The organism is Candidatus Bathycorpusculum sp. (genome assembly GCF_009778815.1).
GTDB lineage: Archaea > Thermoproteota > Bathyarchaeia > Bathyarchaeales > Bathycorpusculaceae > Bathycorpusculum > Bathycorpusculum hydrogenotrophicum.
In genome coordinates this window covers 1-22,883 of record NZ_WRFL01000009.1, presented here as the reverse complement: position 1 = coordinate 22,883, position 22,883 = coordinate 1, and the positions used below count along the sequence as shown (strand labels likewise).

Here is a 22,883-nt window from a genome sequence, read left to right as displayed (position 1 = left end):
TTATGATTGCCATAGTTTACCAACCCATCGATGTGTCTGCGGTACTGCGTGAGGCTTCACATGATTCTTCGGGTGCCTCGGTTCTGTTTTTGGGATCTGTGCGTGATCATGGTGAGAAGGGGGCGGTGTCTGAGATATACTATGAAGCCTATCTGGAAATGGCTGAGGATGCTCTTAGAAAAATAGAGCACTATGTGATTGAGCATTGGAATTTGTTGGGGTTTGTGACGATTCAGCGTTTGGGTCTTCTTAAAGTGGGTGAAGTCAGTGTGGCTATTGCTGTTTCCTCAGAGCACCGCAAAGAAGCCTTTGAGGCCTGCAGTTATGTTATTGATGCTATCAAGCAATCCGTGCCGGTTTGGAAGAAAGAAATATCAGCCGCGGGTTCTAGGTGGGTTGAGGGCGTAATGTTGGAGGATAATAAAGAAGATGGGTATGTTTGATGTTGCAGACAAAGCTGATACTTTGCGTGTTGCGGTTGCACAGGCTACCGTTAAGGTCAGTTCAGAAACAATCCGATTAATCAAGGCAGGTAAATCTCCCAAAGGAGATATTGTCGAATCTGCTAGGGTAGCTGCAACTATGGGTGCTAAGAAAACCTCTGATTTAATACCCTACTGTCATCCCATACCTCTTGATTATGTCCATGTTGATGTTACTCTAAAAGAGGCCTCTGTGGAAATTCAGGCGGAGCTAAAAACTGTTTGGAAAACCGGTGTTGAAATGGAGGCGCTCACAGCAGTCTCAATTGCTGCTCTCACAGTTTATGATATGCTAAAACCCATCGACAAAACTCTGAGTATTGAGTCGGTGTGTTTGCTCCAAAAGGTCGGTGGTATTAAAGGTGTCCAAGAAAAATATGGTCGACCGTTAAAGGCGGCGGTTCTAGTTGTTAGTGACTCCGCTTCTAGGGGTGAGCGGGAAGATAAGTCTGGTCGTTTGGCTGTGGATGTTTTGGAGAAATATGGTTTTATCGTGGATAATTATGGTGTTGTGGCTGATGATGCCTCTAGGATTGAGGCGGAACTTAGGCGGTTTTGTGATGACTTAAAACTGGATTTGGTTCTTACATGTGGTGGAACCGGGCTTGGTCCTTGTGATGTAACTGTTGAGGCTACTTTGCGGGTTGTGGATAGAGAAACCTCTGGTATCTCTGAGGTGCTTCGGGCTTATGGTCAGAGGCGAACACCAACTGCTATGCTCTCAAGGGGTGTGAGCGGCGTTAGGGGCCATAGTGTTATTGTGAATCTGCCTGGTAGTCCCAAGGCGGTTTCAGAGGGGTTGGCGGCACTGTTTCCTGGGATACTGCATATCTATGGGATGCTTGAGGGTCATGGGCATTAGTTTGTGATGCAGGCGTTTTTGTTGTTTGTTTAATTTCTTTTTTGGTAACCTCACGGGGTATGTGTTAGTTATGCTGGGTGTATCGTTAATTTGATTCTTGACTATTTTGTGTTGTTTTTTAGAAAAAATATTTATATGTCGCCCAAGTCGATATGACTATAAAGTAATATCGGTGGCGTGGTCAATATACATAAAAAAATTGTCATAATCACCCTTGTAACAGTCATAGCAGTAGCCTCAATCGCAGGTTGCCTACTCTACACTAACAATACCTCAAACCCGACTCCCGAGTTGCGCGTGTTCATAGCCGCCAGCCTAACCAACGCCGTTGCCAACATGACCCAAGAATTCGAACAAACCCACAACTGCAAACTCCTCATAAACTCTGGTTCCTCAGGCGCACTCTACACCCAAATCACCCAAGGCTCACCCTGCGACATCTTTATGTCCGCAGACAACAAATGGACCAACCAACTACAAACAACTGGCCTGCTCTACCAAGACACCACCATAGATTTTACCAGCAACAATCTAGAGGTCATCTTAGCTCCGGGTAATCCTGCAGGTATAGTTTCGCTGGCGGATTTAGCTAAACCCAGCGTAAAACTTGTCATAGCTGAACCCTCGGTACCCGCAGGCAACTATGCAAACCAAACCATATGGAAAATTGATTCCACCTGGGGCAACTCTAGCAGTCCCCACTATGTTGCCTCTGGGGCTTACCGCGATTATAACGCTAGTATTTATCGTAATGTTAGATCCTATGAGTCTAATGTGGAAAATGTTGTTGGTCAGGTTGCGCTCTCTGCTTCTACGGGTCTCTATGATGCGGGTATTGTGTATGCTTCTGATGGTGTTTATGGTGCTTTGTCGGGTCAGCCTACAGAATTTCTCCAAATACCCTCGGAGGTAAACCAAAAAGCCATATATGGTATAGCTATCATAGGTTCAACAAATCAGTCAGAGCTCGCCCAGAAATTCCTAGACTTCTGGGCATCCCAACAAGGACAAGCTTTACTGGCACACTACGGATTTGGTATCTAAAATGAACAAAACACACCTCAACAGGTGTATGTAAGGATTGACTCAATCAGTCTCTGACCCAAAACAAACAAACCTTACAGAATTAGAAAACACAACCCCAAAAAAACTACAAAACTTTCTTACCTTAATTGATAAAAGTGCAATTATAATACTTGGACTCATCGTTATCACCTATTTTATCTTCATCACACTTCCCGTAGCCTCTATTTTTCTAAACCTCGATCCCACACAAATAGGCACCCAGTTACAAAATTGGCAAGTTATAAACGCCATTCAGCTCAGCCTCTACACCTCAGCAATTGCCGCCCTGCTCGCATTTACCTTAGCAGTTCCATCCGCCTATTTTATGGCCACACGCGGCTTCCCCGGAAAAACAATCCTAGACACCATCCTAGATCTACCCATAGTATTACCCCCCGCAGTAGCCGGCATAGCCCTGCTCTACGCATTTGCACCCAAAGGCATCCTAGGACCCACTCTAACACAATTAGGCATAACCATTCCCGGATTCACTATAGCAGTTATCCTCGCACAAGCATTCGTAGCTTCCCCCTTTCTTTTTAGAGCCGCCAAAACAGGCTTTGAAAACCAAAATCGAGACATCTACAACAGCGCCAGAATTTTAAGCGGATCTCAAATCCACGTCTTCTTCACAGTTTCTTTACCTCTAAACATGCGAAATATAATTTCTGGAACCCTGATGGCCTGGACCCGAGCCATGGGCGAATTTGGCGCCACACTCATGTTTGCCGGAAACCTGCCCGGAGAAACCGCAACCATGCCCCTAACCATCTATACCCTACTCTACTCAAACCAAACCGGCGCCATTTTGCTATCCATAATACTAATTGCACTCTCCTTTACCGTCTTAGTCATCGTTAAACTCTTGGAACAAAAACGGTTCGGAGCCAAAAAATGATACAACTCGACCAACTCACAAAATCCTTCAACAAAAAACTAGTTCTCAAAGATTTATCTCTCCAAGTAAACAACAAAGAAATCCTCTGCCTCCTAGGCCCCAACGGATGCGGAAAAACCACTCTGCTCAACCTAATCTCCGGCTTAACACCCCAAGACAGCGGCAACATCTGCATAAACAACCAACTGGTAAGCGGACAAACCCCCACAAAAAAAATCAACCTAAAACCCTCCGAGCGCAAAATAGGCTACGTATTCCAAACCACCTCCCTCTTCCCCCACATGAGAGTTGAAGACAACATAGCATATGGCCTAAAAGCCCTTCACCTATCTAACAATGAAATTAAAACCCGAACCAACAGTCTCCTTGAATTCATAGACCTGAGCGAATATGCCAAATACTACCCCCACCAACTAAGCGGTGGACAAAAACAACGTATCGCCATCGCCCGTTCACTAGCAACTCAACCCCACACCCTGCTCCTGGATGAACCCGTATCCGCAGTAGACCCTCAACTCAGAGAATCCTTTAGAACCGAACTCAAAAACTACCTGCGCAAACTCGAAATCACCGTTATCTATGTCACCCACAATCTCTCCGAAGCCTACATTATGGCCGATAGAATCGCAGTCATGGGAAAAAAACACATAGAACAAACCGGTCACCCACCAGAAATCTTTGATAACCCCGTCTCAAGCTATGTCGCTAGATTTCTAGGTCTTAACACTTATACGGGCAGAGCACTGGGCATACATGACAATTTACTAGAGATTGAAATCAACGGTATTCACCTCTATGCGGAGGCATCAACCAAATTGACCGAAAAAACCATTGTTACAACAATAAAACCCGAAAATATTACCATATCAAAATTAGGTGCTCCCCAGTTAAGTGACAAACCAAGTAATTCTATCGAAGGTACCATAACCGAGATGGTTCAGATGCGATCAACCGCACAAACAACCATAAACATCGGATTTCCCATCCACGCCAGACTCCAAATAAACACCATAAAAGAGTTAGGTCTAAGTATCGGCGACAAAGTACAGGTATGCTTTGATCCCCAAAGCCTAAACGTATTTGAAGACACAGATACCTGAGCGTTATTATTTTCTCATTTGATAGCTGGCCTTCGCTATATCACCATTTTTCATGTCAAAATACCTTTTCCCTACTGTATCTCTTTCAATGCCGAATAAATAGTGTTTTTCCCAAAATTGTTTCTCGTTACCTTCAAATAAGTGAATCTGGTCAAGTCAAAAAGCAGGGAAGCTAAATGGTGTATAAAAAAGTACACTGCATGCAAAGTGACTGTTAAATGGTTGCACCTCAAAATAACGTCCGAAGCTTCAAACAAATGTATGCTCGCTACAAAACTTCTGACAGTATTCTGCAAATCGGACAAACTCTTGGTTGAAAAAAACAAATCGCACGTCAACGGTGCCTAAATCTTTATTTTCGCCTAAATCAGTCTCTAGCAAGAGCAGTGTCATGACTGTAAGCTGTAAATTAATGAGTTACAAACTCGCAGTTAGCCTGATTATTTTCCTAGTTGTATTATCCGGGGTTATCTATCTTGTATTGTTACCAAACCCCATATCTGACATTCAGACACAAACATCCACTGAGACACTTAACACATTACCTTTTGCTCAAACACAAACATCTCAACGGCTAATCGAAATTCAAACAGATGGCTCCATCTTTGATTCCGATCCTGTAACACCGCTTAAACGATCAGGCAATGTTTACACATTCTCAGGAGACATAAACGGACACATCGATATACAAAAGAGCGGCATCACCCTTGACGGCGCAGGATACACCCTTAGAAAAGCCGATACCCAAGAATTATGGCGTAACTTCCGCCATGGACTTGGCATACACCAAGGCGTTGATGGTGTTACGGTAAAAAATATACAAATAGCCGATTATTGGAACGCCATAAATTTGGCAGGTTCAAATAGCATAGTTACTAACATCACCATAACTCGATGTACTGCTACTGATATCTCAGGGATACTTGTCAGTGGTTCGAACAACATCATTCAAAATTGTCATATTGTAGGCAATTCGGGTAATGGCATACATGTTGAAGGCAGCAACAATGCAATTTTAGATAATATTATTGCTGACAACGGCAGATGGGGTATTTTTTTTCATAATGCTCCAATCAAACTAAGATCTAATATCTTAAACAACAACTATGAACCTTTTTGCCTGTATGAATACAATAAGGATGCCTCGGGGCAACCGGTCAAAATTAAATCCAACTATATTGATTCCACAAATCTAGTGGAGGGTAAATCGGTTTACTACTGGGTTAATGAGCAGGATAAAACGGTGCCTTCTAATGCAGGTTATGTAGTATTAGATAACTGCAAAAACATAGTGGTAGAAAATTTAGAGATAAATTGGAGTTCTCTAAACAAGGTGTCTACTTTACCTGATTATGTTATACGTATAAGCAATTCAGATAACATAGTGGTAAAAAATAACTTTTTAACTCAAACCGATATCTGGTGTGCTTCATCAAACCAGAATGTCTTAATTTGTAACAATAATCTAACCATCGGCAGTATCTATAGTGCGGGGTTTGGCACCTCTATTTTGGGTAATTCTATTTTTCAGAGTAAAAAAATTGCCATAACTGTAGCGACTGCAGCTGAAGCGGTTGTAGCCCAAAATGTCTTGATCAACTGTGATACTGGCATTAGCTTAAACCACTGCGCTCTAACAAGCGTAATGAATAATACCCTAAAGGAGTGCAGGTGGGGCATCTATTTGTATAATGCCAACGACAACACCATAACCCAAAATAATTTTATAGATAATGTGCAGCATGCCGGGGAGGATCATTATGTATGGCCCTTTACTGCATATTATCTTTCTGTTAATACTACGTGGGATCGCAATTACTGGAGCACCTACACAGGAATAGACGCTGACGGTGATGGTATAGGTGATACGCCCTATGTTGTTTTTGAGAACATCACCGATTATTATCCGCTTATGACGATGATAGATCTGCCTGATGTTTCAGTTCCTCTGTCTGACCCATCTGAGATCTTCTTCAAATACTCTACGGTAGCTGTATTGGTGTTAATAGTTGGAGTTGGAGTTGGTACTATAGTTTCTCTGTTTTATTTCAAAAAGAAACAAAACAAGCAAGAAACACCAAACCCCTAAGTTGCAAACCGCTATAACACATGAAAAGACGCAAAAAATCGTAGTAGATGATGTGAATGGAAAATAAACTCTAACAGGATAACTGTTATGGTCATTTATTTCTTTAGGTCGTTCAAATTTACCGCGGCAAACGGTACAAGCATTTCTTCACTGTTTAAGCCGCCGTGATGTCCCCAAAACGTGATCTTTCTTCCCTCAGGGTTGCTAAACCAAATTGTTTCTTTGTCGTAGGGTAGAATCAACAGGTTTCCTGCCCGATCAAAAAATTCTTGAGGCGCCTCACCAATCCCAAACAAGCCCGCTTTAACTGCTTTGCTAGTTTCAAGCACCTGTGCTTTCGAGCAAAGTTGTTGCGTTAGTGTATCTTTGGTTTTTTCAAGTTTATCTTCTTTTATGTGCAGAAAGATGTCTCTTGGACTTCCTGTGGGCGGGATGCGTTTATTGTTTCTTGTGCACTTTCGATAAGTTAATGGGGTTTGGGTTCGGCTAAGATAATTTGTGTTATTGGGGTTGGTATCTATGGTCCCATGATCTGCGGTTATCAGCAACAGGGTTTCTTTGGCGGTTTTATCCTCCACTTTTTCTACCAGTTCTCTTTGGAGCAGATAGGTTAGATTTGAGAGTTCTGCGGTGAATTGGTCGCTTTGGGGCCCATAATAATGTGCTATGGTGTCAAGACTGTCTAAGTGCATAAAAAAGTAGCCGCTCTGGGTTTGTTCGAGATTTTTTCTTAGATTAACAATTAAATCTGAGGTTTTCTGCGCAGGCACCACGGTGCTGTCCTCAAAAATTAGTTTTGAGCATGCCCCTGAGGCATTTGTTGCTGGCAGGTGGGTATATGTCTGGATTCCTTGGTTTTTTAGTGTTTGGTGGATGTTTTTTCCTCTAAACATCAAATTTGGGCTAAAGCCTTCTTCTTCGAGTTTTCTGTGTTTTGTGCTAATGCGTTCAAAGCGTAGTGCGTTGATTACACCGGTTTCTTTTAGGTAGATAAAGTATTCAAAAACTCCATGCTCCTGAGGTGTTAAGCCTGTGTTTAGCGTCATAAGTGCATTGGTTGTCTGTGAAGGGTATACGCTTGTGATATTTGATAGGGTTCCTTTGGATGCAAGGGCGGTAAGGAAGGGATTTTGATGTTGATGTTTTTGGAACTGATTAAATCCAAATCCATCGATTATCAAAAGCACGATTTTGCTATGTCTATTACTACTGCTTTCTATGCGATTTTTGAGTGGATTAGGTTCTGTAGTTTGAATTCCGAGCTGATTTAGAATCAGTTGGGGTATGTTTGATATGCAGTTTTGGTGATATTGGGGATAGACAAAGTTGTTGTTGGTCTTTTTGACTGCGGGTTGAGTTTTTTCTGTTGTCATTTAGAGACCTGACGGGTTGTTGAGTTCTGATGGGATGCGGTGGATATAAATTTTATATTCTGGATGTTTTTAATATTAGACTTGATGGCGTTTGCTATGGCTGTGGCTGATATGTCCCGGTTTGGTTCGCCTACTGTTCGTCACAGGATTTTGTTATCGCTTTCTCTGTTGGTTGTGCTATTGGTGGGGTCTGTGATTGTTTGTGTGCTGTTTTTGGGTGATAGGCCTGATTCTGGGTCTGGAGAGATGGTTGAGGATTTGATGGCGGATGCGGCCTTGGAGGTGTTTGTGGGTGAGGTGCCTGTGGGTGAGGTACATGTGAATGAGGTACATGTGGGGTCTGAGGTGGAGTTTTGTGAGGCTGTTAAAACTGTGAGGTCGGGGACGCCTTTGGTTATTATTCTTGATGGGGACATTGAACTTACAGAGTCGCTTCGTATTTCTACTGAGATTGTGCTGATGAGCAATAGTGATGTTGAGTTCTTCAAGCTAAGCGGGCGATTTGAGGGGAGCACCATTACTGTTGGAGCTGGCGGCGTATTGGATCTCTCAGGTATTATCGTAACACATACCGGTGATACTTTTGGTAGCGGAGTGACTGTTAGGTCCGGTGGCACACTTTTAATGTCGGCTGGCGAAATCTCTGGTAACACAGCTGACCATGGCGGTGGTGTATACCTCTATGGTAGTTTTACTATGTCGGGCGGCAAAATTTCCAATAACACTGCTCAATTAAACGGCGGCGGCGTGTTTATCGGTGCTAGTGGTAGTTTTAGTTTGTCGGGTGGTTCAATTTCTGGTAATGTAGTTGATTGGGGTGGGGGTGGGGGTGTGCATAATTCGGGTAGTTTTAGTTTGTCGGGTGGTTCAATTTCAGTTAACACCGTTCGCTGGGGTGGGGGTGGGGGTGTGCTCAACTATGGTAGTTTTAGTTTGTCGGGTGGTACAATTTCGGGTAACATTGTTAATTTTGGTGGTGGCGGTGTTAACAACTGGGGTGGCACCTTCAGTTTTTCTGGCGGCAAAATCACTGGTAACACAGCAGTTGAGGGCGGCGGCATATACAACTACATAAGCACGGTTAGGTTATCAGGTGGTGAGATCTCTGAGAACACAGCTACCCAGGGCGGTGGTGGTGTATACTGTGTATGCTCCTATGACCGTAAGTACAACAACATTAGTTTGTCTGGGGTTGTGATTTCTAGCAATAGAGCAACAGATGGCGGCGGTATGTACATAGAAGCCGGTATTGTAGAATTGCTTAGCGGCAAAATTTCATCTAACACTGCATCAAACGATGGCGGTGGAATTTGGCTAAATGTCTTAGACTATTACGGCAGGTTTTATGTTGCTGATGGTTTTATCTTCTCCTATAATCATGCCTCAACAGCATACAATCGAGTTTCCGACCATGATGGACAATACAATACGCAAATAGCAAAAAATGTTACTTGGACCATACCCTTCACACAGGGTTACAATAACTATGACCTAAGCTATACTAACGGCACCCTATTTTATGGCTCCAGCTGGACATCCCCTTAATTGTCAGATCTTTAATGTTGCACTTGCGCTATCTTCAAAGCTCTCTGAGTACTGTAATATGTTTCCCAAGTCGTAACAGGTTAAATGGAGCATCGATATTTGAGTAGCCAAATTATCACCTTGCCTGATGGGCGCCAACTGGGATACCTTGTAGCCGGTAAAGGCGTCCCAGTTCTGTATTTCCACGGTACTGCCAGTAGCCGCCTAGAAGCTCTTCTCCTAAAACCTTTTATCAATCAAAATATTCAACTCATATCTGTCGACCGACCTGGCTATGGTTTATCCACCTATAAACCTCGAAAAACTATTCAAGACTTCAACTGTGACCTCAACTTTTTAGCCGACCACTTAGGTCTCTCTCACTTCAGTGTTTTGGGCTGGTCTGGCGGCGGCGTTTTTGCACTTGCATACATGACCTGTTTTTCTCAACGCATAAACCGTGGAGTAGTCGTCGGTGCACCCAATTTGCCCTTTGATGTCTCAACCGCACACAACATGCCTCTTGCTAAATATGTGCTAAAACTTCCCCTAATAGGTGCATTAGCCATGCAAAATATGCGTCGGCAGGTTCTAAAAACAGACGGATCAGCATCTTTTTTGCGTTCTACTCATGGCCGACAGATGCTTAATGGCTGTTCAACTCGTGATGAGGTATTTTTTTCTGACCCCGCATGGATGGATTTGATGTATCAGTCTATGGCTGAGGCATTTCGACAAAAAGACGGTGTTCAGGCGATACTTGACGAGCACCAACTTTTCCTAAACCCCTGGAATCTCCCATTCAAAGAAATTAGCGGTAAACTCTGGGTTTGGCATGGACAAGAAGACAAAACATGTCCCGTGAACAATGCATATGGTATAGCCCGCAAATTTGAGGGAACGAACCTAGAAATCTTTCCCAAACAAGGTCACTGCGTCATGTTTGACAATTTAGATCGAATAGTGCGGCTTTTGATTTGAGCTTTTTTCATCTGTAGTTACCGCGAAATCATCGGTAACTGAAAATCTGTTGCTCTACTGTCATGGGACTACTGGGATTTGAACCCCCCACATGGGGGGCATCGATAGCACTTGGGGCATCTCATAACCATCGCATATACAAAAGGGCTAACTGCCTTTGTCTGATGTTGGTGTTTATGGTGCTGGTGCTTTTGTTGGGCTTTGCGGGACAGGAAACGTTTGAGGTGTGTCTTTTGGTGCTATTGATGGGCCTGGGTCGACAGGAAGTTTCTGGTTGCCTAACGGTAATCTTATGTTGTAAATTCCGTCGTCATTAACTGTACAGAGAATTGCGTCGTCTAGCATTAGAAAGATTGCTTGTGATCTATCGTCGTTTAGATAGTAAACAGAGCGTTCAATTCCGCTACCGCCAACAAAGTCTGGTGCACCTGCGATTTTGTTGAATTCTCTTTCTAAAGCGCCCACGTCTTTACCTATACTGTCATATATCTTCCCTGCCTGCTCAGCGGTTAATCTTGGCTGGTCTTTTGGTAGGTCTCCGATGGCGATAAGAACAGGTCGTATCCATTCGCCCGGCAAATCAATGCTTTTGTCTGCAATGATTTTGTCTAGCTCTTCTTTCTGCTCACTTGTTGCCTTGGCATACGCCGACTCATAGAAAGATGCACCCGGTGCAGGGGTTGCTTCTTGTCCTAAACTCCAGTCGGATGCAACAGAGACAGCTAATATACCGCCAAATAATGCCCCAACCATAACGATTGTTAATACCGCCAAAATTTTTTTATTTTTTGTGATCATAGTTATAATCCCCATTATAACTTGGAACGTCATAAAAATATAGTCAGCCAAGTTATTAAAGTCATCCCACGTAAACCAAATGATCAACTGAACGTTTCATCAATCCATCATCACTTCCGACGATACTAAATGCACATTTTACGGACGCACCTACCGAGCTCAAATTAGCCCAATCCATCTACCGCCAAAGAGCATACACCCTTTTCTTTGCCTAGGTCTAATCAGCCTCCAAAAGACACCGACGTTTCATTTAGTCCACCTAGCTAACAAACGCCGGCCTGGACAAAAAGGGCAATAAAATCGGTATTGGTTATGTGAGGGGGATACGTTTAATCTCTTTTATTTCATCGAAGTGCCATATGCCACAAAATATGTCAAATATCCAAAAAATTATGATAAATCTCCAAGCAGTTATGACCATTGGGTGTGTAGTGAGACCGTTGGGTATTTTTTAAAGAAGGTTCAGAACTGTGCTGCAAACAAAACCCAAAAAATACAGATAAACCATAAAACTCATTTAATTCCTCTTGATTTTTTCTTTAAAACTTTATATATAAAAATTGCTGTCGATTAAATGCTTGGCAGTTACAAACTTTAAAAACCATAAATATCTTTAATGACTTTGTCTCTATACAACTGTGGATAGTAGCATGCAAAGAGTGTGGGATGAGTTAAAAAAACTCGAAGCCCAAGCCGAACAAATTCAAGCTGACGCCCAAAACCAAGCCAAACAAATACTCGCTTTTGCCCATCAAGAATCTGACAAACTAGTTGCTAACAGTAAAGTGTATGGACAACAAGAAGCCCAGAAACTCTACGTACAAGTTGACAAGGAAGCAAAACAGAACAATGCTGAGCTCTTAGAGGCTACCAAGAAAACTGCCGCCAAGCTCAAAGCCCAAGCTGAAGAACACATGGACAAAGCCGTTCGCCTAGTTGTAACTGCCGTTCTTGAGGAAACCTCTTCTTGATGCAGACCACCCATTATGCTTCTGTTCTTGCAAAAATCGGCGCCCAAAGAAGCAACCTGCTAAGCGAAGCTAAACTCAAAGTCCTCTCCGATAGCCCAACCCTCCCTGACTTCACTGCTCAATTACAAGAAACCCCATATCACAAACAGATCAGCAAAATTCAGCTTCCTCTCTCAGGACGCAAACTGGAACACGCCTTCAATGAAAACCTCATAGAAACCTGCCAAAAAATAATCAAATATGCCCCTCAATCTGTCTCTGATTATCTTCAAACCTATCTTTTGCACTTTGAGATAGAAAACATAAAGATACTCCTCAAAGGAACCCTCGCTGGTTACTCCGCAGAACAGAAAACATCTAAAACTTACCCCTCCTCTGCATCACGCTATGTTGAGTGGCACAACGTTTTTGAGAATGCCGCCAAAGCCTCAAACCTTACCCAACTAATCAACACATTCAAAAAAACTCCCTACCTATCTACCCTTAACAGAGGTCTAAATAACTATAACAAAAGCGGCTCCGCTGCCTGCTTTGATATGTTTCTCGATGTCTTCTTCTATGATCATCTCTATGATTCCTACGAAAAGTTACCTGAAACAGAAAAACCCCACGCAAACTTCTATGCAAGCCTCAAAAACGACAGCTACACTCTGCTCTCAATTCTCCGCGGCAAAAACCTCAACTATGACTCTAATGAACTACGTCTTACAATGCCCCATAAATACTTCCACCTACCCACCAAAGAGGTTGAAGCCCTGATTTTAGCACCAAACTTTGATTCCACTCTTAAAATCGCTCTCAATGGCTACTACGCCAACTATTTTTCCAAAGACGCCTCTCCAGATGAAACCTTGGCAAAAGCCGAGCGACGATTCCAACACGCAGTGGTCAAGCACGCCCAAAATAGCCCCCGCTTTTTCTTCAACATTGGCTTACCGCTTGCATATATAACCCTAAAAGAAACCGAAACCTCCAACCTGCGCATGTTATCTTTAGGCATCGATGCCTCTGTGCCCTCTGAGGCAATCCAAAAGCAGCTTTTTTTACGCTAATTTCTATCTTTGAGCGTCAGTTTTGTGTAGGTAAAGTTTTGTTTATAAGGTTTGAATTCTGTTCCAGTACCCGCATAGAACTTGCTAAACCACTCATAGAAGTGTAGCCTCAAAGTGTGAATAAACACAATTAACCCCTCCAACGCCAATACAAATACATTACCAATCACGATAACCACCCCCGCTAGAACTAGTAGCAATGGGCTTGCTCCCGCGGGTGCAATTAACCCTGCAACCGTATAGATAACCATCATCAGTGCCCAGTGCGCCATAAGCAAAGCCAGAATTCGACTATACGAAATAGTATTGCTAAGCAGACGCGTGAGAGTGTTTCCTCCTTCAAAAAATCGAGTTGCCACACTATCTTGTTCGGTGTGTTCTCCTGTTTGCTGAGCATAAGACCCGCCTAATTTTGGTCCTCTAGATTTTATAGTCCTTAAAAACAAGGGTTTACCTATAACCATAATGATGAAGGGAATGAGCGGTATTAGTATGGGTCCACTAAGCCAGTTTGTAAAGTTTAGTTGATAGACGGCAATTAAGTAGACACCGCCTAAATAGAATGCAATCTTGGGTGCAGAGGTGAGCAGAGCATCTGACCAGTTGTGTTTAATGGCATAATTTGCTACCTCGATAATTATTCCGCTTGTAATCTGCACAATACCCACAACTAAACTAAATAGGAGAAACTCAAACACCCCGCCGCCATGGAAAGGGTTTAACCACAGCGGTTCAAAAAATGGCTGACCAAAAAACTCACCAAACAGTGCACCTGCAATAATGGCCGCGGCTCCGCATGTAGCCATAATCCAGCAAATATTTTTGATACTTTGATTACCCTTGACAAGACTGCCCCCAACGGCCCCTCCGACTAGAAGAACTAAGCCATGTCCCATATCGCCAAACATTAACCCAAAGAGAATAGGAAAAGTTATGGCCATAACAGGTGTGGGATCTATTTCATCGTATTTTGGGACCCCATAGAGTTTTGTGATTTCTCCAAAAGGCTCTATCCAACGACTATGCTTAATCTTAGACGGTGGTTCTACAACTGGGGCTTCTTGAGCCTTATCTGGCAGAATGATGACTTTTCCATTTAACATACTCTCTATGGTACTTTCCAATTCGCAGAATCTGCTTTGGGGTACATATCCCTTAATGGTTGCCAATCGGCCTGATTGAAGCATCTGTTTTTTAGCGTTTAGAAGTGCCAAGATGTTTTGGGCTGTTTCTCCCCAGACATCAAGGTTAGGTCGATTCTCTTCGCCCAAATGTTGCCGGTTATTGTAGATTGTTTTTTCTTTTTCACGGTTTTCTTTTAAAGCGTTTTTAACTTCCCTTAGGGCCATTTTGGTGTTCTCGGGCAAATGTGGGGGGATACTAAAAATTTCGCCATGGTAGGAGTGTAGAATTTTTTGTATTTCTTCTTTGTGTTTTGCGGGCATGGCAAGACATACCAAGTAGGCGCTAGGGTTTAGACGGCATCGGCGTATCTCAAGGGGTAGGGTTCTGGTGGTTGCTTTAAATGCCTCATAGGTGTTGATAGGTAGACTTGCAATTTCCACATGTATATGTTTAAACCGTTTAATGCTGGCGATATCTACCTCTAAGCTGTTCATGCAGGCAAGCATATCTCTTTGTTGTGTGAGTTCGTCTCTTTGCTTCTGCAGGTTTGCTATGGTTGCATTTAGGGTTTCTATTTTTTCTTTAAGGGCTAAAACGTTTTGATCTGTTTCTTCTATTAGACTATGCCAGTTATCTGTGGTAATTGGCACTATTGTGGGCTGGTTTAATCGAAAAATGCTTAGTGGGCTTGTTTTTTTCTCTGCAAGTTGGTTGCTTAGACCCTTGATGTCTCGTAGGCGTTGTTCAATTCGTTGGATATTTTGCTCATACTCTGTTACATCCGTATTTTCAGGAGCGCTTGACTCAATATGGAATTCGCCGAAGCGATTTAGCGTTTCAAATACTATTTCAGTATATTTTTTTAGACAAAAAATAGACGCCGCCGTCATCCGTTGGGGTCGCAACATTTTTGATAATAATGTTAGAATTTGCTAATAAACATTTAATACCGTTTAGTACCAATATCTTTTGGTGATTACATGATTGGTCATGTAATAGGTGACAGCGACATGATCACCGGTTTTAAACTTGTAGGCATCCAAGGCACAGAAGTCACCACAGTTGATGAAGCAAACCAAGCCCTAAGCCAAGCCCTCTCAAATAACACCATAGCCCTAATCATTCTAAGCGAAACCTTTGCCGCAGAACCCACCATCCGCAAACAAGTCGACAAAATCCGCCAAGAACAAATCACACCCATAATCCTTGAACTACCCGACAGCAAAGGCCCCCAAAACAACGCTAAACTCTCCGACACTATCAGCAAAATTTTAGGTATAAAAATATGAGGCCAACTTATGGATATAAAAACTGGAATCTCGGCAATTGCCAACGAAATCATTACCGATATACAAAAAGAAGCCGAAAACAACCTCACAGATGCCCAAAACCAAGCCAAAGAAACACTCCAAACCGCCCATGAAAAAGCCAAAGAAACCTACCACACCCTAATCACCGACGCAAAAAAACACGCAGAAACCGAAAAAAACAAACACACCTCTGCAACCGAAGTGGAAATGCGCAACTATCTACTTCAAACCAAAGAAGACCTAGTTGATAAAGCCCTAAACCACGCCACAGAAGCCATCCAAGAATTCACAAAAACCCCCAAATACCACAACTATCTCCTAAGACTAATCCAGACAACCGCAGAAAAACTGGCGCAACCCAACCTCCTTGTCTATGTCAACACTAACGATAAAACCTGGTTAACAAAAGAAATGTTAAGCCCAATTTCTAAAAAACTCCACATTGAGCTCCAACTCGCCCCCGAAACACTCAATATCATAGGAGGTTGCAAAATCCAACTCGAGGACGGCAAAATAAGCTATGACGCCACTTTTGACAGCCGTCTCCAAGAACTCAAATCAACCCTGCGAAGCCAAATCATAACCGCTCTTTTAGGAGATGATACATAATCTGACCCCTGCAGAAGGCAGTGTTATACGTGTTGCTGGGCCAGTCGTCGAAGCCAAAGGCATGTCCCAAGCCGTTATGCACGAGATGGTCGAGGTGGGCCGCAATAGCCTAATTGGTGAAATCATCCGCCTCGAAGGTGAATATGCAACCATCCAAATCTACCAAAACACAAGCGGCCTCAAACTAAACGAACCCGTCACAGGAACCGGAAACCTGCTCTCAGTCGAACTAGGTCCAGGACTCATAGGCGGCGTTTTTGACGGCATCCAAAGACCCCTTGAATCCATCCGAAAACTAACTGGACCCTTTATCAAACAAACTCACGGCGTAACCGCTCTCTCACGCGAAAAAATTTGGCCCTTCCAACCCAAAGCTAAACCCGGCACCCAACTCATAAGCGGCGACATCTTGGGTACAGTAAAAGAAACCAACCTAGTCGAACACCACATTATGGTGCCAGCAGGTATCAAAGGTAAACTAGTCGAAATCGCCCCCGAAGGCAACTATACCATAGTTGAAAAAATCGCCCTTATCCAAGAAGAAGGTGCAAACGGCAAAAAAACTAACATACCCATGCTCCAGCGATGGCCCGTTCGCACCCCAAAACCCTATACTCAGCGTCTTTTTGCATCCACGCCCCTCATAACGGGACAACGTATCATCGACACCTTTTTTCCAATAGCTAAAGGCGGAAGCGCCGCTATCCCCGGCCCCTTTGGTGCAGGAAAAACCATTGTTCAACAGCAACTTGCCAAATGGTCCGACGCCAATGTCATTATCTATGTGGGTTGCGGTGAACGCGGCAACGAAATGGTCGAAGTGCTCGATACCTTCCCCCAGTTACTTGATCCCACAACGGGACGACCGCTTATGGAACGCACGATTCTGATAGCTAACACAAGCAACATGCCGGTATCCGCCCGAGAAGCCAGCATATACACCGGCATAACCTTGGCCGAATACTATCGCGACATGGGCTATGCGGTCGCATTGATGGCAGACTCTACTAGCCGATGGGCTGAGGCACTACGTGAAGTCTCAGGACGACTCGAAGAAATGCCTGCCGAAGAAGGCTTTCCCAGCTACCTCCCCTCCCGACTCGCTGAATTCTATGAACGCACAGGCGTCGTTAAAACCATAGGCACCGATAACCGAACCGGATCCATCTGCGCCATTGGCGCCATCTCACCCCCCGGAGGAGATTTCTCAGAACCCGTCACACAACACACCAAACGCTTCACCCGCGTATTTTGGGCGCTAGACGCTGAACTCGCCGGATCCCGTCACTATCCCGCCATCAACTGGATGGCAAGTTACAGCGAATACATCCCTAACCTCACCGACTGGTGGCATAAAAATGTGGATGCCACCTGGAGCAATTACCGTGACGAGGCAATGCGTATCCTCCAAGCCGAAGACGAACTTAAAAACATCGTAAAACTGGTAGGCTCAGAAGCTCTGCCAGATAAACAACGTCTTACCCTTGAAACCGCACGCATAATTCGCATTGCCTTTCTCCAACAAAACGCCCTTGACCAAATTGATACCTACTGTAGCCCACAAAAACAACACAAGATGCTTAAAATAATCATTGACTTCCATCACCTAGCAGAAACCATCATTACCAAAGGCGCTCCAATTTTCAAAGTCACCCAACTACCCGTTATAGTCGATATCATGCGCATGAAAGACAACATACCCAACAATAAACTCGAACAATTAGATGACGTTGAAAAAAAGATGCACCAAGATATGGACAATCTAGTTACAACTCTGGGATAGATTTATGCTAAATTCAAATTTAGAATACCGAGGAGTCTCCTCAATCAACGGCCCCATCATAATTGTTGAAAACGTCAAAAACGTCGGATATGACGAATTGGTCTCTGTTAAAACCCCCACAGGTAAAACCCGCATAGGTAAAGTCATACAAGTCAGCCAAAAAGCTGTAACTGTACAGGTTTTCGAAGGCACCGCTGACTTGTCTCCCTCACAAACCCGTACCCGTTTTCTCGGTCATTCTCTTGAAGTACCTGTTTCCACCGAGATGCTGGGACGAATCATGAACAGCTACGGCGAGCCCATAGATGGACACCCCAACTTTTTCACCGAAGAAAAACGTGACGTCAATGGTTACCCCCTAAATCCAACCGCCCGTGAATACCCCAAAGACTTCATCCAAACAGGCATATCTGCCATTGACGGCCTATCCAGCCTTGTGCGTGGACAGAAACTTCCCGTGTTTTCCAGTCCAGGCTTATCCCATAACGCCTTAGCAGCTCAAATAGTCCGCCAAGCCCAAATCCGCAATGCCAACGAACCCTTCAACATAGTCTTCATTGCCATGGGACTCAAACATGACGACGCTGACTTTTTCAGAAAAGGCTTTGAGGAAACAGGTGCAATCAAAAATGTCGCCATGTTTCTCAACCTAGCTGATGACCCCCCAGTTGAGCGCATTATTACCCCTCGGGCCGGTTTAACCTTAGCAGAATACCTCGCATACGATCAAGCCTCGCATGTGCTAGTTATCATGACCGATATGACTAACTACTGTGAGGCCCTCAGAGAAATCAGCTCGGCGATGGAGGAGGTGCCCAGCCGTAAAGGGTATCCCGGCTATATGTACAGCGACTTAGCCAGTCTCTACGAACGCGCCGGTAGAATCGTGAATAAAAAAGGCAGCATCACCCAGATGCCTATCTTGACAATGCCAAACGACGATATCACTCACCCCATCCCAGATTTAACCGGCTACATCACCGAAGGACAAATTGTGCTCAGCCGTAGCCTCGAAAAACAAGGTATCTACCCGCCAATCAATATTACCACAAGCCTATCTCGATTGATGAAAGACGGTATCGGCCAAGGCAACACCCGTGAAGACCACGCAGACCTCTCCAGTCAGCTCTACAGCGCCTATGCCCAATATAATGCCGTCAAATCATTGGTTACCATCATAGGTGAAGAAGGGTTAAATGCCCGTGACAAAGAATATCTGCGTTTTGGCGAACGCTTTGAGCGAACCTTTATCAATCAAGATAGAACCGAAAATCGTACCATCGAACAAACCCTTGATCTGGCTTGGAGTACGCTTTCTGATTTATCTGAAGAAGAATTGCTTGCCATTAAACCCGAATACATCCAAAAGTACCTGCATAAAACCAAAACTGAGGCAAAATAGCAATGGCAGAAAACATCAACGCCACAAAAATCAACTTTATCCAAACCAAAAAAACACTCAACCTCGCAGAATCCGGACGTGATGTTTTAGAGCGCAAACGTGACATTTTGTTGCGCGAACTTCGAAATAATATTTTCGATGCTGAACATACACGCAGTGAGCTTTTGGAGGTCTTGAACAAAGCTTACCAGAGTCTGCATAAGGCAAACATGGCTAAGGGATCTCAAACCATAGCCAATGCCATATTGGGATCAACTAATGAGGCGGAATATCTGGTGGATTACCGAAGCATCATGGGTGTCCCAGTTCCACTTGTAAGTTTTAATGAAAAAACGGTTGCTGTTAGACCTGACTATGGTTTTGCTGATACCAATGCTGACCTAGATGACGCGTTTAAACAGTTCTATGTGGTGTTGCAGTTGTTGTCTGATTTGGCAAAGGCGGAAGGCACTATTTTCCAGCTTGCTAATGATGTGCGTCGTACTCAGCGTCGGGTAAACGCTCTTAATTATGTGCTTATTCCTCGTTACCGTAATCTAGCCAAGTGGATTGAGATGGTTTTAGAAGAAAAAGATCGTGAAGAGTTTATTCGAACTAAACATATTAAAAATGTAATCCAAAAACATCAAAAGGAGCTTTCTAAGAGTGAAAACGTATAGTTCCCAGTCCATTCAGAAGATTCTAGTTCCAATAGACGGTTCTGATTATAGTATCCGTGCTGAGGAGTATGCTCTAAGCATCGCCCAAACCCATCAAGCAGAAATAGTGCTTGTTTATGTGGTGGATGATTTGGTTGTTGAGCGGCTCTCGGCGATGGCTACGCGTGAGGCGGTGGCGCAAGAGCTCAAAAATAATGGTCATCGCCATATCAAGTATGCTCTGGATTTATCAGAGAAAGCTGGTGTGGCCGCTCGTTCTATGATTGCAGAGGGCCGGCCCTTTGAGCAGATTATTGAGTTTGCAAAGAGTTTGGATGTAGATATTATTGTGATGGGTACCTATGGTCGCCGTGGTGCTGAGCGTATTCTTTTGGGTAGTGTTGCTGAGCGTGTTATAGAGTACTCGCAGTGTCCGGTTTTGGTTATCAAATAGTGTGGGGTATAGCTATGGCTGAGAGAATAGAGGCTGATTATAAAAAAATGTTATCTCAGATTGATGTTCGGGTTTCTTTAGAGGTTGAGAAGCTTTGTTTGCTGTTGGATGCTCTTAGAAGTGTTGCTTATTCAGTCGAGGAACCGGTTGCATAATTTCAATAGAGAGCGCTTGGATCTTAAACTAGAAAAAACTTAATAGCTAATTACATGTACTTAATAATTATTGGAGCGTGTTTTAACTTGAAACAAAGGGTTTTATTCGTTATCCTGTTGTTGCTTGTAATTTTGCCCCTTATGAGTGTGGCTGCAACATTAACTGCCCAAACAGTCCAATTACAACAAAACCAAAGCCAAACAACTACCCCTGTCAACTATGATCGAGTTGCTATTGCCATCTCTGCCGCCTTAGCCATAGGAATTCCTGCAATCGCTTCTGGACTTGCCATATCCTCTGTTGGTAGCGCCGCAATCAGCGCACTAGCCGAGAAACCTGAAACATTTTTCCGTAGCTTTCTTATCGTTGCCTTGGCTGAGGCCCTGGCCATCTATGGCTTAATCTTAGGCATTCTGCTCTGGCTTAAACTCTAAGCATCAATCTTTTGCTTATCTTCTTCTTTTGTGCTCTGTTTTTCAGGGGGTTTGAGTTGAGGTAGATACCTTCTAAGTAGCCCATTTTTTTTGGTTAAAAGTGGTAACAACTTTTCCACAGCCACAAACGCTATCAAAGCGTAAGCAATTCCGCCCAAAACATCCACTATATAGTGCTCACCTAGATAAACGGCACTAAACCATACCCCGATGGGGAAAATGAGAATAGGCAGTGCCTTTTTCTTCCAGATCTTTATGGCAAACAAGGAGATGAGAAACGGCAAGGCAGAATGCATACTGGGAAATGCGGCAAACTGGTTGGGACTTACAAAATCAAACATTGTACGGTAAACCGGTATGCCCAAGTTAGCATCAACGGACTCGGTTAATATACGAAGGACACTGGGATCTTGAATCCAAGGCGGTGCTACCGGATAGAATAGAAACGTTATAAGCGCTGCATAGGTGCAGATGCCAAAAGCGACGGTGTATTTCCAGTAATTTGGTGGACTGGCTCTCCAGAGGATATAGGCAAATATGGTGGGTGCAAAGAAGTGCAGCGAGTAGAAGGCTGCACCGGCATAATCAAGTATGGGAAACCGAATTGCACTCTGCAGTAGAATCGAGGGCAGCTGGTTGTTAAATATGCCCATTTCCAGAATGTAGGGGCCTAGATGGCAGACCTCTTGAGTGATGGCACTGCCAACAATACCGCGCATAATTTCATAGGAGATAAACACAGTGATAAAGGGTAACCAATCTTTGAGAAATCTCCAAGTCGTTTTATTGTAAGCCGCATAAATCAAAAAAGCTAAAATCAAAAATTCAGGGCCGGGAATTATACTGTATGTGATGCTAAAAATAGCTATGGCTATAAGATACACAACTGGAAAAAGCAACGCAAAAAACCGTGAAGATCGGTAATCGAAAGCAAGCTTTTTCTTTTCTTCTTTCTTTTCTTCTTTCTTCTCATCTTTCGCCATGCTACACAGTTACCAGCTTAGCTAACTTTTCTGAGTGGCTTTAAAGGGTTTCCCCAATTCACGGTTAAATAGCACAATATTCCCAGTTTAAACCAACAAAAACTGTCCTGACCCTAAATTAGTCCTTATTTATCCTAAATAACCTGTGTTGTCCTGCTTTACTGATAGCATATAGACCTCTTTTTTATGGCTGATGTTTGATGCTGTTATCGATTTAATGGCCTGTTTGTGATGGCGTATACTATATCGTCTCTGGCGAGACAGCGTGAAATATTTTTCATAGTCGCCTAAGCGGCACTTTTATCGCTTTGTTACTGTATAGCTGAACCAGCATCATCTTTTATCTTTATTTTAAACTTAGGTTACTTGTGTGGAAAAGCAGTATGTGCCCGACAAGTTGGGCGGGTCCGGCTGCTAACGTTGAGGCGGCTGTCTCAATATTTTTATGTCCTCTCAATGTTAGCACGCGGCTGAATCCGCTTAACGCTATTTTTTGCCTGCGACCTTGAAAATTGTTACCCACAAGGTGGGTCACATCGATATTTATGGATCAAACTAAACTAGTCCTGTGGGAAAAAATTGACTTAAAAGCAGACAAAATTTTTCCCTCTCTCTTCTCTCTTCTCAATTTGTTTGCTTTTAAGTTAACTTCCTGCACCATTTCATTAAATATTTGAGAGTGTTCACTTATAGATAATTTTATGTGATGCTGTACATATATCGCCAAACAAGGTTAGTTCGTATGGTGCATTGCAAAAAATGTTTGTCTGAAAAAGTCGCCAAGGGCGGGTTTG

At 43.5% G+C, this 22,883-nt stretch carries 22 protein-coding genes; 18 read left to right on the top strand and 4 right to left on the bottom strand.

Annotation, left to right across the window (positions count from 1 at the left end):
• The first annotated feature begins 2 nt into the window (after positions 1-2).
• The 6 genes from FWF39_RS03215 to FWF39_RS03190 all read left to right on the top strand — a co-directional run bounded on the left by FWF39_RS03215 (position 3) and on the right by FWF39_RS03190 (position 6,496).
• A complete protein-coding gene (locus FWF39_RS03215; RefSeq protein ID WP_343382000.1) occupies positions 3-443 on the top strand; it encodes a molybdenum cofactor biosynthesis protein MoaE in 441 nt (146 codons plus the stop codon).
• A complete protein-coding gene (gene moaCB, locus FWF39_RS03210) occupies positions 436-1,344 on the top strand; it encodes a bifunctional molybdenum cofactor biosynthesis protein MoaC/MoaB (protein WP_343381999.1) in 909 nt (302 codons plus the stop codon). The genes FWF39_RS03215 and moaCB overlap by 8 nt, the downstream gene beginning before the upstream one ends.
• A 177-nt stretch (positions 1,345-1,521) precedes the next feature.
• Positions 1,522-2,388 (top strand): molybdate ABC transporter substrate-binding protein, encoded by an 867-nt coding sequence (modA, locus tag FWF39_RS03205; RefSeq protein WP_343381998.1) that lies wholly within the window; start codon positions 1,522-1,524, stop codon positions 2,386-2,388.
• A gap of 37 nt (positions 2,389-2,425) precedes the next feature.
• Positions 2,426-3,307, top strand: coding sequence for an ABC transporter permease (locus FWF39_RS03200; RefSeq protein WP_343381997.1), 882 nt, complete (start codon positions 2,426-2,428; stop codon positions 3,305-3,307).
• Positions 3,304-4,407: an ABC transporter ATP-binding protein gene (locus tag FWF39_RS03195; protein WP_343381996.1), complete on the top strand. Its 1,104-nt coding sequence runs from the start codon at positions 3,304-3,306 to the stop codon at positions 4,405-4,407. Before FWF39_RS03200 ends, FWF39_RS03195 begins: the two co-directional genes overlap by 4 nt.
• Before the next feature lie 412 nt (positions 4,408-4,819).
• A complete protein-coding gene (locus FWF39_RS03190; RefSeq protein ID WP_343381995.1) occupies positions 4,820-6,496 on the top strand; it encodes a right-handed parallel beta-helix repeat-containing protein in 1,677 nt (558 codons plus the stop codon).
• Positions 6,497-6,591: 95 nt separating this feature from the next.
• Here the strand turns inward: FWF39_RS03190 and FWF39_RS03185 are convergent, their stop codons facing one another.
• A complete protein-coding gene (locus FWF39_RS03185; RefSeq protein ID WP_343381994.1) occupies positions 6,592-7,869 on the bottom strand; it encodes an alkaline phosphatase family protein in 1,278 nt (425 codons plus the stop codon).
• A gap of 96 nt (positions 7,870-7,965) precedes the next feature.
• On the opposite strand from FWF39_RS03185, the gene FWF39_RS03180 reads away from it, so the two are divergent.
• Together FWF39_RS03180 and FWF39_RS03175 are read left to right on the top strand one after the other, a co-directional pair.
• Positions 7,966-9,414: a hypothetical protein gene (locus FWF39_RS03180; RefSeq protein WP_343381993.1), complete on the top strand. Its 1,449-nt coding sequence runs from the start codon at positions 7,966-7,968 to the stop codon at positions 9,412-9,414.
• A 99-nt stretch (positions 9,415-9,513) separates the two neighbouring features.
• A complete protein-coding gene (locus FWF39_RS03175; protein WP_343381992.1) occupies positions 9,514-10,374 on the top strand; it encodes an alpha/beta hydrolase in 861 nt (286 codons plus the stop codon).
• 174 nt (positions 10,375-10,548) lie between these two features.
• Here the strand turns inward: FWF39_RS03175 and FWF39_RS03170 are convergent, their stop codons facing one another.
• Positions 10,549-11,172 (bottom strand): hypothetical protein, encoded by a 624-nt coding sequence (locus FWF39_RS03170; RefSeq protein WP_343381991.1) that lies wholly within the window; start codon positions 11,170-11,172, stop codon positions 10,549-10,551.
• 650 nt (positions 11,173-11,822) lie between these two features.
• On the opposite strand from FWF39_RS03170, the gene FWF39_RS03165 reads away from it, so the two are divergent.
• Both FWF39_RS03165 and FWF39_RS03160 read left to right on the top strand, forming a co-directional pair.
• Positions 11,823-12,143: a hypothetical protein gene (locus FWF39_RS03165; protein ID WP_343381990.1), complete on the top strand. Its 321-nt coding sequence runs from the start codon at positions 11,823-11,825 to the stop codon at positions 12,141-12,143.
• Positions 12,143-13,195, top strand: a complete 1,053-nt coding sequence (locus FWF39_RS03160; protein ID WP_343381989.1) for a V-type ATPase subunit — start codon at positions 12,143-12,145, stop codon at positions 13,193-13,195. Before FWF39_RS03165 ends, FWF39_RS03160 begins: the two co-directional genes overlap by 1 nt.
• Here the strand turns inward: FWF39_RS03160 and FWF39_RS03155 are convergent.
• Positions 13,192-15,228, bottom strand: a complete 2,037-nt coding sequence (locus tag FWF39_RS03155) for a V-type ATPase 116kDa subunit family protein (RefSeq protein WP_343381988.1) — start codon at positions 15,226-15,228, stop codon at positions 13,192-13,194. The two genes, FWF39_RS03160 and FWF39_RS03155, sit on opposite strands and share 4 nt — an antisense overlap.
• A 72-nt stretch (positions 15,229-15,300) precedes the next feature.
• On the opposite strand from FWF39_RS03155, the gene FWF39_RS03150 reads away from it, so the two are divergent.
• The 8 genes from FWF39_RS03150 to FWF39_RS03115 all read left to right on the top strand — a co-directional run bounded on the left by FWF39_RS03150 (position 15,301) and on the right by FWF39_RS03115 (position 21,106).
• A complete protein-coding gene (locus tag FWF39_RS03150; protein ID WP_343381987.1) occupies positions 15,301-15,609 on the top strand; it encodes a V-type ATP synthase subunit F in 309 nt (102 codons plus the stop codon).
• Between the two features lie 9 nt (positions 15,610-15,618).
• Positions 15,619-16,239 carry a V-type ATP synthase subunit E family protein gene (locus FWF39_RS03145; RefSeq protein ID WP_343381986.1) on the top strand — a complete coding sequence of 207 codons (621 nt, stop codon included), beginning with the start codon at positions 15,619-15,621 and terminating at the stop codon, positions 16,237-16,239.
• Positions 16,229-18,022, top strand: a complete 1,794-nt coding sequence (locus FWF39_RS03140; protein ID WP_343381985.1) for a V-type ATP synthase subunit A — start codon at positions 16,229-16,231, stop codon at positions 18,020-18,022. Before FWF39_RS03145 ends, FWF39_RS03140 begins: the two co-directional genes overlap by 11 nt.
• A 4-nt stretch (positions 18,023-18,026) precedes the next feature.
• Positions 18,027-19,424, top strand: a complete 1,398-nt coding sequence (locus FWF39_RS03135) for a V-type ATP synthase subunit B (RefSeq protein ID WP_343381984.1) — start codon at positions 18,027-18,029, stop codon at positions 19,422-19,424.
• A 2-nt stretch (positions 19,425-19,426) separates the two neighbouring features.
• On the top strand, positions 19,427-20,083 hold the full coding sequence (locus FWF39_RS03130; protein WP_343381983.1) for a V-type ATP synthase subunit D: 657 nt from the start codon (positions 19,427-19,429) through the stop codon (positions 20,081-20,083).
• Positions 20,070-20,516, top strand: coding sequence for a universal stress protein (locus FWF39_RS03125; RefSeq protein ID WP_343381982.1), 447 nt, complete (start codon positions 20,070-20,072; stop codon positions 20,514-20,516). The genes FWF39_RS03130 and FWF39_RS03125 overlap by 14 nt, the downstream gene beginning before the upstream one ends.
• Before the next feature lie 14 nt (positions 20,517-20,530).
• Entirely contained in the window at positions 20,531-20,671 is a 141-nt protein-coding gene (locus tag FWF39_RS03120; RefSeq protein ID WP_343381981.1) for a hypothetical protein, read from the top strand.
• A gap of 141 nt (positions 20,672-20,812) precedes the next feature.
• Positions 20,813-21,106, top strand: coding sequence for an ATP synthase subunit C (locus FWF39_RS03115; protein WP_343381980.1), 294 nt, complete (start codon positions 20,813-20,815; stop codon positions 21,104-21,106).
• On the opposite strand, the gene FWF39_RS03110 is transcribed toward FWF39_RS03115, so the two are convergent.
• Complete coding sequence (locus FWF39_RS03110) at positions 21,103-22,089, bottom strand: phosphatase PAP2 family protein (RefSeq protein ID WP_343381979.1); 987 nt, start codon at positions 22,087-22,089, stop codon at positions 21,103-21,105. The genes FWF39_RS03115 and FWF39_RS03110 overlap by 4 nt on opposite strands.
• Between the last annotated feature and the right edge of the window lie 794 nt (positions 22,090-22,883).

What these genes read in the sequence shown, in the direction of transcription:
- FWF39_RS03215 (WP_343382000.1), top strand. Translation starts at nt 3, where the DNA reads ATGATTGCCATAGTTTACCAACCCATCGATGTGTCTGCGGTACTGCGT.
- moaCB (WP_343381999.1), top strand. Translation starts at nt 436, where the DNA reads ATGTTTGATGTTGCAGACAAAGCTGATACTTTGCGTGTTGCGGTTGCA.
- FWF39_RS03195 (WP_343381996.1), top strand. Translation starts at nt 3,304, where the DNA reads ATGATACAACTCGACCAACTCACAAAATCCTTCAACAAAAAACTAGTT.
- FWF39_RS03190 (WP_343381995.1), top strand. Translation starts at nt 4,820, where the DNA reads ATGAGTTACAAACTCGCAGTTAGCCTGATTATTTTCCTAGTTGTATTA.
- FWF39_RS03185 (WP_343381994.1), bottom strand. Translation starts at nt 7,869, where the DNA reads ATGACAACAGAAAAAACTCAACCCGCAGTCAAAAAGACCAACAACAAC.
- FWF39_RS03180 (WP_343381993.1), top strand. Translation starts at nt 7,966, where the DNA reads ATGGCTGTGGCTGATATGTCCCGGTTTGGTTCGCCTACTGTTCGTCAC.
- FWF39_RS03170 (WP_343381991.1), bottom strand. Translation starts at nt 11,172, where the DNA reads ATGATCACAAAAAATAAAAAAATTTTGGCGGTATTAACAATCGTTATG.
- FWF39_RS03165 (WP_343381990.1), top strand. Translation starts at nt 11,823, where the DNA reads ATGCAAAGAGTGTGGGATGAGTTAAAAAAACTCGAAGCCCAAGCCGAA.
- FWF39_RS03160 (WP_343381989.1), top strand. Translation starts at nt 12,143, where the DNA reads ATGCAGACCACCCATTATGCTTCTGTTCTTGCAAAAATCGGCGCCCAA.
- FWF39_RS03155 (WP_343381988.1), bottom strand. Translation starts at nt 15,228, where the DNA reads ATGTTGCGACCCCAACGGATGACGGCGGCGTCTATTTTTTGTCTAAAA.
- FWF39_RS03150 (WP_343381987.1), top strand. Translation starts at nt 15,301, where the DNA reads ATGATTGGTCATGTAATAGGTGACAGCGACATGATCACCGGTTTTAAA.
- FWF39_RS03145 (WP_343381986.1), top strand. Translation starts at nt 15,619, where the DNA reads ATGGATATAAAAACTGGAATCTCGGCAATTGCCAACGAAATCATTACC.
- FWF39_RS03140 (WP_343381985.1), top strand. Translation starts at nt 16,229, where the DNA reads ATGATACATAATCTGACCCCTGCAGAAGGCAGTGTTATACGTGTTGCT.
- FWF39_RS03135 (WP_343381984.1), top strand. Translation starts at nt 18,027, where the DNA reads ATGCTAAATTCAAATTTAGAATACCGAGGAGTCTCCTCAATCAACGGC.
- FWF39_RS03130 (WP_343381983.1), top strand. Translation starts at nt 19,427, where the DNA reads ATGGCAGAAAACATCAACGCCACAAAAATCAACTTTATCCAAACCAAA.
- FWF39_RS03120 (WP_343381981.1), top strand. Translation starts at nt 20,531, where the DNA reads ATGGCTGAGAGAATAGAGGCTGATTATAAAAAAATGTTATCTCAGATT.
- FWF39_RS03115 (WP_343381980.1), top strand. Translation starts at nt 20,813, where the DNA reads ATGAGTGTGGCTGCAACATTAACTGCCCAAACAGTCCAATTACAACAA.
- FWF39_RS03110 (WP_343381979.1), bottom strand. Translation starts at nt 22,089, where the DNA reads ATGGCGAAAGATGAGAAGAAAGAAGAAAAGAAAGAAGAAAAGAAAAAG.